Consider the following 14717-nt stretch of genomic DNA (forward strand, 5'->3'; position numbering starts at 1 on the left):
GCGCCGACGGCGAGCTTCATGGGCTTACCGTCTGAAGCCTGATGATCCGTGGGCGCTCTTCTTCGCGACGAGGTCGCTGAGATTCCCAACTACTTCAAACATCTATAGCGGCGGCCTTGTGCCCGTTCGTGCGCGATGCGGTGGTGGTTTGGCGTATTAAGTCTCGAATTTAGAGTCTATGGCGACGATCTGGCGGCATGTTGGAGTCGTCATGCGCTTATTTCGGGGATAATTCTCGGAATGGTTGCGACTCATGGAATCTTCTATCCGTCTATGACTCTGACTCATCTGTAAAAAGCCGCGCATATAGCGCGCCGTTGCATCAAATTCGTATTTTTGACTCAATAAGACTCCGGACTCTACGGGAGGTTATGTGTATCCGTGAGTTTCTACAGCTCGGGGCTGTGAACTTCACGGAGGGGGGCATGAAACTAGGAGATGCGTTGGCTCTGGCTGATCAGCGGCCGAGCGGCTTCGATTATATGCGGCTGACCTTGGCCCTGGCGGTCCTGTTCAGTCATAGCGTTCTGTACTGCTATGGGACGGCCGTGGGTGACGCCTTCTGGCAGGGTCCTGCCCGACCGTTTCTTCGCCTGATACTGCCGATGTTCTTCGCGCTCAGTGGATTCCTCGTCGCGGGAAGCTTGGCGCGTTGCAAGACCCTGGTGAGTTTCCTCGGTCTCCGCGTGATCAGAATATATCCTGCCCTGACGGTCGAGGTTTTCCTGTCGGCGGGTCTGATCGGCATCTTCCTGACGACGATGCCGATCGGGCAGTACCTGTCCGATCCTCTGTTCTACAAGTACCTGGTCAACGTCACCGGACACATCAGCTACTTCCTGCCGGGCGTCTTCGAGAACAACCCGTACCCGAGGTCGGTCAACTCGCAGCTCTGGACGGTGCCTTACGAACTGAAGTGCTACATCGCCATTTCACTTCTGTACCTGGTCGGCGTCGTTCGAAGGAATTATGTCGTCTTCATAGGTATAATTCTCGTCGTCGCGCTTGATATATACAAGAAGGGCGGGAATTTCGGTTCTCCGGTCGCGGTCAGCGGCGAAATGCTGGTGGCGTACTTCCTGGCCGGCGTCGCGATGTACCTGTACAAAGACAAGCTGCCATTCGGCAAAGGCGTCTTCGCCGGCAGCCTTGTCTTGTCCGCGGTGTTTCTTTCAGTGGTGGACGGGGGCGAGTACATCTCGCTGTTCCCCGTCGCCTACATGACCAGCTATCTCGGCCTGCTGAACCCCAAGAGGACGCTGTACAGCGGGTGGGCCGACTACTCGTACGGCATCTTCCTGTATGGCGCGGCCATCCAGCAGTCCGTCGTGTATTTGTTCCCGGGATTGAGGGAGTGGTACTGGAACGTCATCATTTCGCTTCCGATCTGCTTCCTAGTCGGCGTCCTGTCGTGGATCTTCGTCGAGAAGCCGGCGATGAAGCTGCGCGGTCTGATCAAGAACATTGAAGGCGTGTGGATGAGTTTCGTCGACCGCTTCAAGCCGAGAGAGAAGGCCACGGCCTAACGGGACGTCTGGACTTCCGTATCCTTTGCGCCGAGCGGGATCTCCCGCTCGGCGTTTTGCTGCAAGCTGGCCAGGCGCAGTTTTTCTCCATCCCCGACCGGGGTTTCTCGTTTGCCCCATTGTCGGGGTAGAGATTTAAGCGGCTCAGTTTCAACGACGCGGCTGGGACCCCGATGGGGCTCCGCGCGTTCAGCCTTTGCCTAGAGCCATGTGGCGAGCCCGGACCCTGGACGACGATCAGACGATGACCGCCGAGACCGCCGCTCGCCGGCCGACCGCGCCACGCGGTAGGCGGCCGTTTTTCCGGCGGCGATCAGCCATTCCGGGCTTTGGCCTGACGATGGGCGTGACGCTGACCGTGCTGTCGCTGATCGTCCTGATCCCCCTGAGCGCCGTGGTCCTGAAGGCCGCGCAGCAGTCGCCGACCGAGTTCTGGGCCGTGGCGACGTCGCAGCGGTCCATGGCCGCCTACGGTTTGAGCTTCGGCACGGCGTTCGTGGCGGCGGTGATCAATGGCGTGTTCGGCGTGCTGACGGCCTGGGCTCTGGTTCGCTACGATTTTCCCGGCAAGACCCTGGTCAACGCCTTGGTCGACCTGCCGTTCGCCCTGCCGACCGCCGTGGCCGGCATCGCCCTGGCGACGCTGTACGCGCCCAACGGCTGGGTCGGGCAATTCCTGACGCCGCTGGGCATCAAGGCCGCCTACAACCCGGTCGGCATCACCATCGCCCTGATCTTCATCGGCCTGCCGTTCGTGGTCCGCACCATCGAGCCGGTGCTGCGTGACGCGGCGCAGGACGTCGAGGAGGCCGCCGCCAGCCTGGGCGCAAACCGGATCGACACCATCCTGCGCATCGTGCTGCCGGCCCTGGCGCCGGCATGGCTGACAGGCTTCGCCATGGCCTTCGCGCGTGGGGTGGGCGAGTACGGCTCGGTGATCTTCATCGCCGGCAACATGCCCTACAAGTCCGAGATCGCGCCGCTGCTGATCATCATCCAGCTGGAGCAATTTGAGTACTCGCGGGCGGCCACCATCGCCGTGGTGATGCTGACGGTCTCGTTCACGATGCTGCTGGTCATCAACGCCATCCAGGCCTGGGCGCGGAGGTTCGACTGATGGCTGCTGCCTCTCACCGCCGCGCCACCGACGATCCCTTGTGGGCCAAGGTCCTGGTGATCGGGACGGTCATGACCTTCCTGGCGCTCGTCCTGATCCTGCCGCTGGCCGCCGTCTTCGCCGAGGCGCTGCGCAAGGGTCTCGACGCCGCGCTGCTGGCCATCAAGAACGCCGACGCCCTGGCGGCCGTGAAGCTGACCCTGATCACCGCCGCCATCGCGGTGCCGTTCAACGCCGCCTTCGGCCTGTGCGCCAGCTGGGCGATCGCCAAGCACGACTTCAAGGGCAAGGCGCTGCTGATCACCCTGATCGACCTGCCGTTCTCGGTGTCGCCGGTGGTGGCGGGCCTGATCTACGTGCTGATCTTCGGCTTGCAGGGTTGGTTCGGCGACTACCTGGTCGACAACGACATCAAGATCATCTTCGCCGTGCCCGGCATCGTGCTGGCGACCGTCTTCGTGACCTTCCCGTTCGTGGCCCGCGAGCTGATCCCGCTGATGCAGGAGCAGGGGACCAGCGAGGAGGAGGCGGCCGTGTCGATGGGGGCGGGCGGCCTGACGACCTTCTGGCGGGTGACCGCGCCCAATGTGCGCTGGGGCCTGATGTACGGCGTGCTGCTGTGCAACGCCCGCGCCATGGGCGAGTTCGGCGCGGTGTCGGTGGTCAGCGGCCACATCCGCGGCCTGACCAACACCATGCCGCTGCACGTCGAGATCCTCTACAACGAGTACGACTTCGTCGGCGCCTTCGCCGTCGCGGCCTTGCTTTGCCTGCTGGCCGTGGTGACCCTGGTGCTGAAGACGGCGCTGGAAGTCGTCCAGCCCGCACATGGCGGATCTGGGCGCGGGCGCGGCGGACACTGAATGGACTTCACGAGCCTATGACCATCTCCATCCGCTCCGTCGACAAGCAGTTCGGTCGCTATCCGGCCCTGAACAAGGTCGATCTCGAGATCGCCGACGGCGAACTGCTGGCGCTGCTGGGGCCTTCGGGCTCGGGCAAGACGACGCTGCTGCGCACGATCGCGGGCCTGGAATTCCCCGACGCCGGCCAGGTGCTGTTCGACGGGCAGGACGTGACCTTCGCCTCGGCCGCCGACCGCCGGGTGGGTTTCGTGTTCCAGCAGTACGCGCTGTTCAAGCACATGACCGTGGCCAAGAACATCGCGTTCGGCCTGGATGTGCGGAAGGGCAAGGACAAGCCCGACAAGGCCGAGATCGCCCGTCGCGTCGAAGAGCTGCTGAAGCTGGTCGAGCTGGACGGTCTGGGCAAGCGCTACCCTTCGCAGCTGTCGGGCGGTCAGCGCCAGCGCGTCGCCCTGTCGCGGGCGCTCGCCGTGCAGCCCAGCGTGCTGCTGCTGGACGAGCCGTTCGGGGCCCTGGACGCCACGGTCCGCAAGTCGCTGCGCAAGGAGCTGCGCCGCGTGCACGACGCCACCGGCGTGACCACCATCTTCGTGACCCACGACCAGGAAGAAGCCCTGGAGCTGGCCGATCGCGTGGCCATCCTCAACAAGGGCCAGATCGAGCAGATCGGCACGCCCGACCAGGTCCACGACCAGCCCGAGACCGCCTTCGTCTGCGGTTTCGTGGGCGAGGCCAACTGCTTCGAGGGCCAGGTCGGCGGCGGCCAGTTCAACGCCGGCGTGCTGCGTCTGCCGGCCGGCGGCGTGCGCGAGGGCGCGGCCACGGCCTATGTCCGGCCGCACGACTTCGTGCTGGACGACGGCGGCTTCGAGGTGCGGGTCGAGCGCGCTCACGTGCAGGGCGCCCTGACCACGGTCAACGCCACCGCCGCCGACGGCCGTCCGATCGAGATCAGCGCCTCGCGGGCCGAGGCCGCCCGTTTCCGGGGCACGGTGAAGATCGCCGCCCGTAAGGCCCACGTTTACGCTGCCTAAGCTTCTGGCGCTTATACCGGTACCGGATGAACGGCGTTCAACGTTGGCGCGTAGCGTCGTCGTTTGCGCTAAAATCGTCGTCGACTCGACGGGAGTTCTAAGGTCGCATGGTCATGGTCGAGCCCACCGGCGCTGAACGCCGCGCGCATGCCCGGATGCCGGCGGCGCGCAAGATCTACATCGTCGACGATCCGCGCTCGTGGAAGTGCTCGCTGCTGGACATCGCCGAGAAGGGCGCGCGTCTGTCGATCGCCGGCATCGCCGAGCCGCCGGACAAATTCGTCTTCGTCGACGCCGGCGGCCGCCGCGTGCACTTGGCGCATGTCGTCTGGCGCTCGGGCGGCGAGATCGGCGTGCAGTTCCTGCAGACCGAACGCATTGGCCCTCGGGCCGGCGGCGCGGCCGGCGCGCTGGACATCGCCCGCCGGTTCGCGGCCAACCTGCCGCCCGAAATCCTTCAGTAGCGCTACTGCTGCTGTTGTTGCTGCTGCTGGTGCAGCTCCTGCTTCAGCGCGGCGTCCGGACGACGACGACCGCCGGCGAAGCTGGGGCGGGCCATGCGCAGGAATTCCGGCTCGGCCAGGGCGGCGCGGGCGCGACGGACGGTGACGCCTACGGCCAACTGGCTTTCCGCATCGCCCTTGTAGACCCCGCGTGACGGGGTGACGTCGGCATAGTCGCGGCCGACCGCCACGCCGACATGGCGCTCGCTGGTCATCATGTTGTTGGTCGGGTCCAGCCCCACCCAGCGCAGGCTGGGCAGGAACACCTCGACCCAGGCGTGGGTGGCGTCCGGATCCGAGCGGTCGCCGGCGTCGCGGTCGGTGAACAGGTAGCCGGAAACATAGCGAGCCGGAATGCCCCACTCGCGGCAGATGGCCAGCATGATGTGGGCGAAGTCCTGGCAGACCCCGCGCCCGGCGCTGAGCGCGAGATCGATCGGGCTGTCGGCGTCGGTGACGCCAGGCTGGTACTCGAACGCCCGGTAGATGGTCTCAGACAGCGTCCTGACCGCCGTCAGCGGGTCCTTGCGCTTCAGGGCTTCCAGGTCGTGCTCGTTGATGAAGGTGCGCAGGGCGTCGGTCGTCTGCACGAAGCCGTGCGGCCGCAGGAAGTCGAAGCACTCGCCGCGCACGAACTCGCTGCGCAGGCGGTCCCACTCGCCCATGTCCAGATGGTCGGGCCGCTCGCCGGTCGGCTCGGTCTCGACGGCCGAGCGGGCGATGATGGTCAGCTTGTCGTGCGGCTGGGGCACGTCGAAGTGATAGACGGCGTTGCCGAAGCTGTCGGCGTACGAGAACACCTGGGCAGCCGGCTCCAGGTCCAGCTCGAAGCTGACCAGGCGCTGGCGGGCGGTCTTCTGGGGCTGCATCCACAGCTCCATCAGGCTTTCCCGGACGGGCTTCTCGTAGTGGTACTGGGTGACGTGGCGGATTTCGAGCAGCACTGGGTAAGGTCCTAGGCCGGAAGACGCATTTCGAGCGGATAGGCCACGAAGGTCTCGTAGATCGCTTCGTGGATGCGGGCGCACTCGTTGGCGACGGTGGTCAGCAGCGGACCGGCGCCGACGGCTTCCAGCTCGTCGAGATCGGCGAACTGCAGGCGCGCCTTCAGGCGGCCGGCCAGGCGTTCGGGTCCCGCGCGGTCGCTGGCGGCGACGCTGCGAGCCAGGGCGCTGAGATGCTGTTCGATCTGGGCGGTGGCGAAGCGGATCGAGCGGGGGAAGTCCTCGTCAAAGACCAGGAACTCCAAGATGTGCCGCGGCTCGATCTCGGCGGTGTAGACCCGCAGATAGGGCTCCAGCGCGCAGGCCATGCGCAGCACGCTGACCAGGGCCACGTGGTCGTCGATCTGGCCGTGGACGGGGCTTTCGGCGAAGCACACCTCCAGGAGGCGCGAGACCAGGTGGGCGCGCTCCATGTAGATGCCCAGCATCATGAACCGCCAGCTCTCGCCGTGGCTCATGGTGGTGTCGGCCGCGCCCTTGAACAGGTGCAGGTCGGCGATGACGTCGTGCAGGAAGTTGGCCGAGCCGTCCGAGAACGCCTTGGCCGCGTCCTTGTCGGTGACCTTCAGATACAGCAGGTTCAGCCGCTCCCAGGTCTCGGTGGTGATCTGGTCGCGGACCTGGCGGGCGTTCTCGCGGGCCCGAGCCAGGGACGAGACGACCGAGTTGGGGTCGCCGCGATCCAGCACCAGGGCCTGGGCGGCCTCGAATGAGCCGACATCGGCGCCGTCGCCGGGTTCGCCCACGGCGGCCATGGCGATCCACACCGCCTGGGTCCCGGAATCGGTCTGGTCCAGGGTGGCGTTCATCATCACGCTGGACAGGCGCGAGAGGTGCTCGGCCCGTTCGATGTATCGGCCCAGCCAGTAGAGGCTGTCAGCGACGCGCGCGAGCATCATGGGCGGGCGCTCCCGTTGCCGTTTCCATTGCCGTTGTGCGGGCTCTCGTCGGCCAACACCCAGGTGTCCTTGGAGCCGCCGCCCTGGCTGGAATTGACCACCAGAGAGCCGCGCTTCAGCGCCACGCGGGTCAGGGCGCCGGGCGTGACGATGGTCTTCTCGCCCGACAGGATGAAGGGCCGTAGATCGACGTGACGCGGCTCGATGCGGCCGTCCACCAGGCAGGGCGCGGTCGACAGCTGGATGGTCGGCTGGGCGATGTAGTTGTCGGGATCGGCCTTGATCGCGTCGGCGAAGTCGTCGCGTTCCTTCTGGCTGGCGTGCGGGCCAACCAGCATGCCGTAGCCGCCCGAGGCGCCGACGGCCTTGACCACGTACTTGTCCAGATTGTCGAGCACGTGGCCCAGCTGGCGCGGCTCGCGGCAGAGGAAGGTCTCGATATTGGGCAGGATGGCGTCCTGGCCCAGATAGTAGCGGATGATGTCGGGGACGTAGGCGTAGACGGCCTTGTCGTCGGCGACGCCGGTGCCGGGGGCGTTGCAGATCACCACATTGCCCGCCCGGTAGGCGTTGAACAGGCCCGCCGCGCCCAGCGAACTGTCGCGCCGGAAGGTGAGGGGATCGATGAAGTCGTCGTCGACTCGGCGGTAGATCACGTCGATGCGACGGATGCCGGTCGTGGTCCGCATGTAGACCATGTTCTCGTGCACCACGAGGTCGCGGCCCTCGACCAGCGGCACGCCCATCAGGCGGGCCAGGTAGGCGTGCTCGTAGTAGGCGCTGTTGTAGACGCCGGGGGTCAACACCACGACCTGCGGGTCCGAACGCCAGTCGGCGGCCATGCTCTTCAGGGTCGACAGCAGGAGGTCGGGATAGCGCTCGACCGGCCGCACGCCGGCGGCGCGGTAGGTGCCGGGGAAGGTCCGCTTGGCCGCATCGCGATTGGCCAGCATGTACGAGACGCCGGACGGGACGCGCAGATTGTCCTCCAGCACCGCGAATTGTCCGTCCTGGCAGCGGATCAGGTCGCTGCCGCAGACATTGGCGTAGGCCTTGTGCGGCACATACAGGTGCTGCATCTCGCGGCGGTACGAGGGCGCGCCCAGCACCAGTTCGCGCGGCACCACGCCATCCATCAGGATCTGCTGGTCGCCATAGATGTCGGCCAGGAACAGGTTCAGCGCCTGCAAGCGCTGGGTCAGGCCCGCCTCGATCTGGGCCCACTCGGCGGCGGGGATGATACGCGGGAACAGGTCGGTCGGCATCACCCGCTCGGTGGTGTTGTCGGCCCCGTAGACGGTGAAGGTGATGCCCTGCAGCAGGAATGAGCGCTCCAGCGTGCGCTGGCGGCCCGCCAGCTCCTCGGCGCCCAGGGTCGACATGCGTGCGTGCAATGGATCGTAGTGCGACCGGACCTCGCCGTCCGGCGTGAACATCTCGTCGTAGGCGATCCCCGGCAGGTAAGCCGCCTCCGTCATCGGCAGGGTCGGTGCGTCCACGAGGGATTGGGTCTTCGCCGCCACGCTTTTGTCCACGTTTCTCATAACCTTGGGCGCCGACCGGTAGGTCGCGCCGTCCCCGACTCTAGAGCGTCGCGACCGCCACGCGCGGCGGATTCGACCTTCGCCGCGTGATTGCGCACGACTGCTCAGCATTTGGGCACCTTTCGCCCGCTTTGATAAGCGCTGCTTGGGCCTAGTTCGTTGCATTTACTGTCGTGACACGGCGCAAACCCCGGACTACAGCAGGGCCGGGGGCGCTTCGCGCGGGGAACAAGATTTGGTGCTTGGGCGGACTTCCCTGGCTTTGACGGCGGTGACCTGGCTGATGGCTTCGGCCGCCTTCGCCGACGAACCCATGGCCCAAATCCAGGGTGTCGAAGACAAGAGCCTGCGCGAAATCATCCAGCGCGCCCTGACTGAATCCAAGACATCCGCCCAAAGCCGCGCCGAAGCGCGCCGGCGCGCCCGCCAGGCCGGCGAGGACGCCATCGCCGTCCTCCGCGCCGAGGGCTACTACGGCTACACCGTCGAACCCGACGTCCTGGACGGCGAGCCGCCGCGTGCGGTGATCAAGATCACGCCGGGTCCTGTCTTCCTAGTCGCCGACCCGCGCATCGACTGGTCGGGAACGCCGCCCGACGAGGGCACCCGCCAGCGCGCCGCCACGGCCATGCGCCTGACCGAGGGGGAGCCGGGCCGTTCCGCCGACATCGTCGGGGCCGAGGGCCGTGTCGTGGCCCAGGTCGCCAAGCTCGGCTATGCCGACGCCGCCGCCGAGCCGCGCGAGGTCATCGTCGATCACGCCGACCACACTGTCCGGCCGGCGTTCAAGATCGCCGCCGGCGAATTGGTCCATCTCGACGGGATCCAGGTCGTCACCAAGGGGCGCACCAATCCCGCCTGGGTCGGCCGCCTGGCGCCCTGGGTGTCCGGCGACGTCTACGACCCTGAGGATGTGGCCGAACTGGAGCGCCGCCTGCGCGACACCAGCGTCTATGACTCGATCTCGGTCTCGCTGGCCGAGCCGGACAAGGCCACAGCCGAGGGCTATCGCCCCGTCGTCGTGAGTTTGGCTGATCGCAAGTCGCGCACCATCGAACTGGGCGCGGGCTATTCGACCAGCGAGGGGGCGGGCGTCGACGCCCGCTGGATCCGCTACAACCGCCTCAAGCGCGCCGACACCACGACCTACGCCCTGCGCTTCGCCAAGCTGGAACAGCGCCTGGGCGCGGAGATCTCGCTGCCGCACTGGCGTCGTCCGCAGCAGACGCTGAAGCTGAACAGCGCCATCTTCCGCAACGACACTGACGCCTATAACGAAACCGGCGCCACGGTCGGGGTCGACCTGACCAAGCGGCGGCAGACGACCGCCTACCGCACGTTCGGCGTCTCGCTGGACATCTCCCAGACCAAGGAACAGATCAGCCAGAACGGCGCGGTCGCCGGCCGCAAGCTGAACCTGGCGACCTTCGCGGGGCTGGCGGCCTATGCGTGGGACTTCTCGGACAACATCCTCGACCCCAAGCGCGGCTGGCGCCTGGAGGCCCGGGGCGAGCCGACCTACGTGGTCGGCGACACCACCGTCCCGTACCTGAAGCTGACGACCCAAGGCACGGCCTATATCCCGTTCGGCCGACAGGCCAGCACCGTGCTGGCGGGCCGTCTGAAGCTCGGCGCCATCTTTGGCGGCGGCATCCAGGACGTGCCGGCCTCGCGGCGCTTCTATGCCGGCGGCGGCGGATCGGTGCGGGGCTATTCCTACCAGGCCATCGGCCCGCGCCTGACCGACAACACCCCGCAGGGCGGCATCTCGCTGGTCGAGACGTCGGTCGAGCTGCGCCAGAAGATCACCTCGAAATGGAGCGGCGTGGCGTTCATCGACACCGGCGCCATCAGCACCAGCCCAAACCCGAAGAGCCAGGATTTCCGGGCCGGCGCGGGCCTGGGCATCCGCTATGACCTGGGCTTCGGCCCGATCCGCGCCGACATCGCCGTGCCCATGGGCCGCCGTAAGGGCGACCCGGCCTTCCAAGTCTATCTCAGCATCGGGCAAAGCTTTTGAGCGGGGAGCACGACAAGCCTGACCTGACGGACACCGTCGTCCACGCCGCCGAGGCGACGGGCGAGGCCGCCGTGAAGGCCGCCAAAAAGATCGGCTGGGGCGGCGTCGTGCTGATCGGCGCGGCGATCCTGGCCGGCCTGCTGATCTTCCTGGCGGGCGGTCTGCGCCTGGCCCCGATCACCCCGCAGGGGCGGATGTTCCTGGAAGCCCGCGCCTCGGGCCTGAAGCTGGGCCGTATCGGCAAGCTGAAGATCGAAGGCCTGTCGGGCGACATCTGGAAAGACTTCGGCGTTCGCCGCCTTACCATTTCCGACGAGCAGGGCGTCTGGCTGGAGGCCCATGACCTGCGCGTGGCCTGGCGTCCGACGGAGCTGTTCGGCCGCCGCTTCCACGCCGAGCGCATCGACGCGCGCGACGTCATGATCCTGCGCCGCCCGACCATGGAGCCCAAGGGGCCCAAGTCCAGCGCGGCCCCCGTGTCGGTCGATCTCGACGCCTTCCGCTTCCGCCTGATCACCCGCCCGGCCTTCAGCGGCAAGGACGGCGACTTCGACGTCAACGGCGACTACGAGATGGCGCGCCTGGGCGGGCAGAAGGGCAAGCTGGGCGTCGCCTCGCGCCTGCATGTCGGCGACCACCTGAACCTCGACTTCGACCTGGGCCGCTCCAAGAGCCTGCACCTCATCGCCGACGCGACCGAGGCCAATGGCGGCGCCATCGCCGGCGCGCTGGGTCTGCCGGCCAACCGCACCTTCGACCTGAAGGCCAAGGCCGACGGCACTACCAGCCGCGCGGCGTTCAAGGTCCTGGCCCGCTCGGGCACGACCACGCCGCTGCAGGCCGACGGCGCCTGGACCGAGCAGGGCGGCTCGGCGCGCGGCCGTATCGACCTGACAGCCTCGACCCTGACGGAGCGTCTCTCCAAGATGTTCGGGCCGGAGGCGAACTTCACGCTCGACGGCAAGAAGGCCACCCAGGACGGTCTCTCGGACCTGAACCTGGCGATCATCGCCCAGAACCTGACGCTGCACGGTCACGGCCTGGCGGACCTGGCCAAGAAGCGCACGGGTCCCGACGGCGTCGCCTTCAGCGCCAATGTCGGGCAGCTGAAGCGGATCGTCACCATCCCGCAGATGGGCCGTGGCCAGGCCGATGGCGTCTTCCGCCTGGAGGAGGGCGGCTTCTCGGTCGAGGGCGACATCGACGTCGCCGACCTGGAGCTGCTGGGCTACCACCTCAAGCGCGCCAAGGGGCCGGCCAAGGTTCGCTGGGCCAAGGGCGAGCTGGAGATCAAGGCCGCCGCGACCTCGTCGGGTGGTGGCGGCACGGGCATCCTGGCCCTGCTGGGCTCCAGCCCCAAGGCGACCTTCGAGGGCGCGCGGGTCAAGGGCGGCCGCTTCCTGATCAAGGCGGCTCGCATCGACGCGCCGAATCTCATCGTCACCGGCAAGGGCGAGCGCGGACCGCTGGGCGGCCTGTCGTTCGACGGCGACATGAAGGTCGCCAGCATGGGCCCGGTTCGCCAAGGCGCGAAGGGCTCCGTCACCGCCAAGTGGACCGCCTCCAGTCTCGCCAATCGGCCCTGGAGCTTCACCGTCGACAGCCGCGCGGCGGGCTTCGCCACCGGCTATCCCGAGATCGACCGCCTGCTGGGCGCGACGCCGCGCCTGACCGGCAAGGGGGCCTGGAACGACGGGGTCCTGAGCATCGCCGACGCCAAGCTGGACGGGACCAACGCCAGCCTGAAGTCCTCGGGCAAGATGACCGTCGCCAAGGCCCTGGAGTTGGACTTCAAGCTGGACTGGACCGCCTCCGGCCCCTTCACCGCTGGTCCGGTCGAGATCGCCGGCAAGGCGGCGGGCGACGGCCATGTCGGCGGCACGCTGGCCGCGCCGAAGGCCGAGTTGAACGCCGACTTCGACAGCGTCGACCTGCCCATGCTGCCGCTGACCAAGGCGCATCTGGTGCTGACCTTCGCGCATGGTCCGAACGCCACCGACGGGGCGGCGACCCTGACGGCCGACAGCGGCTATGGCCCGGCGCGCGGGCGCACGGCCTTCCGCTTCTCGACGGGCGGCATCGAGCTTTCCGAGCTCGACGTCGACGCCGGCGGGGCCAAGGCCAAGGGCGCGATGTCCTTGCGCGACGGCCTACCGGCCACCGCCGACTTGACCGTGGCCATCGGTCCCGGCGCCTTCCTGCCCCAGGGGCAGGTCAAGGGCTCGGCCAAGCTGGTCGATGCGCCTGGAGGCGGCGGGGCGTCCGCCACCCTGGACCTGACGGCCGAGGATATCGCCGCCGGTGGCTGGAAGGTGCGCTCGGCGCGGATCAAGGCCGACGGCCCTTTGGCGCGCCTGCCGCTGTCGATCGACGCGCGCGGCGAGGCCCCCGGTGGTCGCTGGCGCATCGGCGGCACGGGCGACCTGGCCCAGAACGGCAAGATCTACGACCTTTCCCTCGACGCGGCCGGCCGCATGGGCCGCACCGAGATCAAGACGCGCGAGACGTCCAAGATCCGCTTTGGCGACGGCCCGACCCAGGCTCGCCTGCGCCTGGCCATCGACAAGGGCCGCGCCGACATCGACGCCGACCTGGGCGGCGCGACGGCGATGCTGAAGGCCGAGCTGGCGGGCGTGGCCATCACCGCCTTCAACCCCGATCTCGATGGCGACATCGACGGCTCGTTCAATCTGCGCGGCCAGGGCGAGACCCTGGGCGGCGACTTCACCATGCGCCTGTCCAACGCCCGCGAGCGCGGCGCCAAGATCGAGCAGTCGCTGAACGCCAAGGTCCACGGCGACCTGACCGACAGCAAGCTGACCATCGTGGCCGACGGCGACAACAGCCTGGGCCTGAAGGCCGAGGCCAATCTGGTGCTGCCGGTCGAGGCCTCGGCCAAGCCGCTGCGCCTGATGATCGACAAGAAGCGCGGCGTGCAGGGCCAGTTCTCGGCCAAGGGCGAGATCAAGCCGCTGTGGAACCTCTTGATGGGCGCCGACCGCTCGCTGTCGGGCCGCATCAACCTGCAGGCCAGCCTGGGCGGCACCCTGGCCGACCCGCGCCTGCTGGGCTCGGCCACCCTGGACAGCGGCGGCTTCGACGACGGCCAGACGGGCCTGCGCCTGCGCAATGTCACCCTGCGCGCGGCCCTGGCCGACAACGCCATCGATGTCAGCCAGGCCATCGGCGAGGACGGGCAGGGCGGCTCGATCTCGGGCCAGGGCCGGATCAGTCTGGCGCGCGACGGGATCGGCAACTTCAAGCTCGACATGAAGAGCTTCCGCCTGATCGACAACGACCTGGCCTCAGCGGTCGCCACTGGCCAGGCGTCGGTGAACCGCTCGGCCGATGGCAAGATCAAGCTGACCGGGGCCGTCACCATCGACCGCGCCGACGTTTCGGCCCAGAGCAAGACGCCCATCGGCGTCGTGGCCATGGACGTCATCGAGCGCAACCGTCCGCAGGACCTCGATCAGGGCCTGCAGCGGCGCCCCGACATCGGCGGCATGATCCTGGATCTCGACCTGAAGGCGGCGCGCCGTGTGTTCGTGCGCGGTCGCGGCCTGGACGTCGAGCTGTCGCTGGCCGCCCACGTCGGCGGCACCTCCCTGGCCCCGCAGCTGTCGGGCGTCGCGCGCATGGTGCGCGGCGAGTACGACTTCGCCGGCAAGCGCTTCGAGTTCGACGACGACGGCGTGGTCTATCTGTCCAGCCAGCTGGACCGCATCCGCCTGGACTTGTCGGCCACCCGAGAGGACACGTCCCTGACGGCGGTGGTCCGCATCCAGGGCACGGCGGCCAAGCCGGAGATCACCCTGACCTCCAAGCCCGAACTGCCCAGCGACGAAGTGCTCAGCCAGGTGCTGTTCGGCTCGTCCGCCGCCCAGCTGTCACCGATCGAGGCCGCTCAACTGGCTTCGGCTCTGGCCTCGCTGGCGGGCGGCGGCGGCTTCGACGTGATTGGCAACCTGCGCAGCTTCGCGCGCCTGGACCGCTTGGCCTTCGCCGAGAGCGCCACGGGCATGACGGTGTCGGGCGGCAAGTACGTGACCGACGACGTCTATGTCGAGATCATCGGCGGCGGCCGCGAAGGTCCAGCCGCCCAGGTCGAATGGCGCGTGCGCCGGACGCTGTCGCTGGTCTCGCGCATCGGCGGGCAAAACGACGCTAAGCTTTCCGTTCGGTGGCGAAAGGACTACTAAAG

At 67.6% G+C, this 14717-nt stretch carries 10 protein-coding genes; 7 read left to right on the top strand and 3 right to left on the bottom strand.

Annotation, left to right across the window (positions count from 1 at the left end; translation table 11 throughout):
- The first annotated feature begins 425 nt into the window (after positions 1-425).
- The 5 genes from AC07NI_RS03545 to AC07NI_RS03565 all read left to right on the top strand — a co-directional run bounded on the left by AC07NI_RS03545 (position 426) and on the right by AC07NI_RS03565 (position 5007).
- Positions 426-1526 (top strand): acyltransferase family protein, encoded by a 1101-nt coding sequence (locus tag AC07NI_RS03545; RefSeq protein WP_494616293.1) that lies wholly within the window; start codon positions 426-428, stop codon positions 1524-1526.
- 244 nt (positions 1527-1770) lie between these two features.
- Complete coding sequence (gene cysT / locus AC07NI_RS03550) at positions 1771-2643, top strand: sulfate ABC transporter permease subunit CysT (protein WP_494616294.1); 873 nt, start codon at positions 1771-1773, stop codon at positions 2641-2643.
- Positions 2643-3506: a sulfate ABC transporter permease subunit CysW gene (gene cysW, locus AC07NI_RS03555; protein ID WP_494616295.1), complete on the top strand. Its 864-nt coding sequence runs from the start codon at positions 2643-2645 to the stop codon at positions 3504-3506. The genes cysT and cysW overlap by 1 nt, the downstream gene beginning before the upstream one ends.
- A gap of 17 nt (positions 3507-3523) precedes the next feature.
- Positions 3524-4543 carry a sulfate/molybdate ABC transporter ATP-binding protein gene (locus AC07NI_RS03560; RefSeq protein WP_494616296.1) on the top strand — a complete coding sequence of 340 codons (1020 nt, stop codon included), beginning with the start codon at positions 3524-3526 and terminating at the stop codon, positions 4541-4543.
- Positions 4544-4650: 107 nt separating this feature from the next.
- Entirely contained in the window at positions 4651-5007 is a 357-nt protein-coding gene (locus AC07NI_RS03565; protein WP_494616297.1) for a PilZ domain-containing protein, read from the top strand.
- A gap of 2 nt (positions 5008-5009) precedes the next feature.
- Here AC07NI_RS03565 and AC07NI_RS03570 read toward each other — a convergent pair whose 3' ends face one another.
- Genes AC07NI_RS03570 through AC07NI_RS03580 form a run of 3 tightly spaced genes read right to left on the bottom strand, consistent with a single transcriptional unit; the run spans position 5010 to position 8472 of the window.
- A complete protein-coding gene (locus AC07NI_RS03570; RefSeq protein WP_494616298.1) occupies positions 5010-5990 on the bottom strand; it encodes a transglutaminase family protein in 981 nt (326 codons plus the stop codon).
- Positions 5991-6001: 11 nt separating this feature from the next.
- Positions 6002-6949, bottom strand: a complete 948-nt coding sequence (locus AC07NI_RS03575) for an alpha-E domain-containing protein (RefSeq protein WP_494616299.1) — start codon at positions 6947-6949, stop codon at positions 6002-6004.
- Positions 6946-8472: a circularly permuted type 2 ATP-grasp protein gene (locus AC07NI_RS03580; RefSeq protein WP_494616300.1), complete on the bottom strand. Its 1527-nt coding sequence runs from the start codon at positions 8470-8472 to the stop codon at positions 6946-6948. The genes AC07NI_RS03575 and AC07NI_RS03580 overlap by 4 nt, the downstream gene beginning before the upstream one ends.
- 256 nt (positions 8473-8728) lie before the next feature.
- Between AC07NI_RS03580 and AC07NI_RS03585 the strand changes: the two genes are divergently transcribed.
- Together AC07NI_RS03585 and AC07NI_RS03590 are read left to right on the top strand one after the other, a co-directional pair.
- Positions 8729-10513 carry an autotransporter assembly complex protein TamA gene (locus tag AC07NI_RS03585; protein WP_494616301.1) on the top strand — a complete coding sequence of 595 codons (1785 nt, stop codon included), beginning with the start codon at positions 8729-8731 and terminating at the stop codon, positions 10511-10513.
- A gap of 71 nt (positions 10514-10584) precedes the next feature.
- Positions 10585-14715 carry a translocation/assembly module TamB domain-containing protein gene (locus AC07NI_RS03590; protein ID WP_494618240.1) on the top strand — a complete coding sequence of 1377 codons (4131 nt, stop codon included), beginning with the start codon at positions 10585-10587 and terminating at the stop codon, positions 14713-14715.
- Positions 14716-14717: the final 2 nt, after the last annotated feature.

It is taken from the genome of Caulobacter sp. GW821-FHT10E02, from assembly GCF_059415225.1.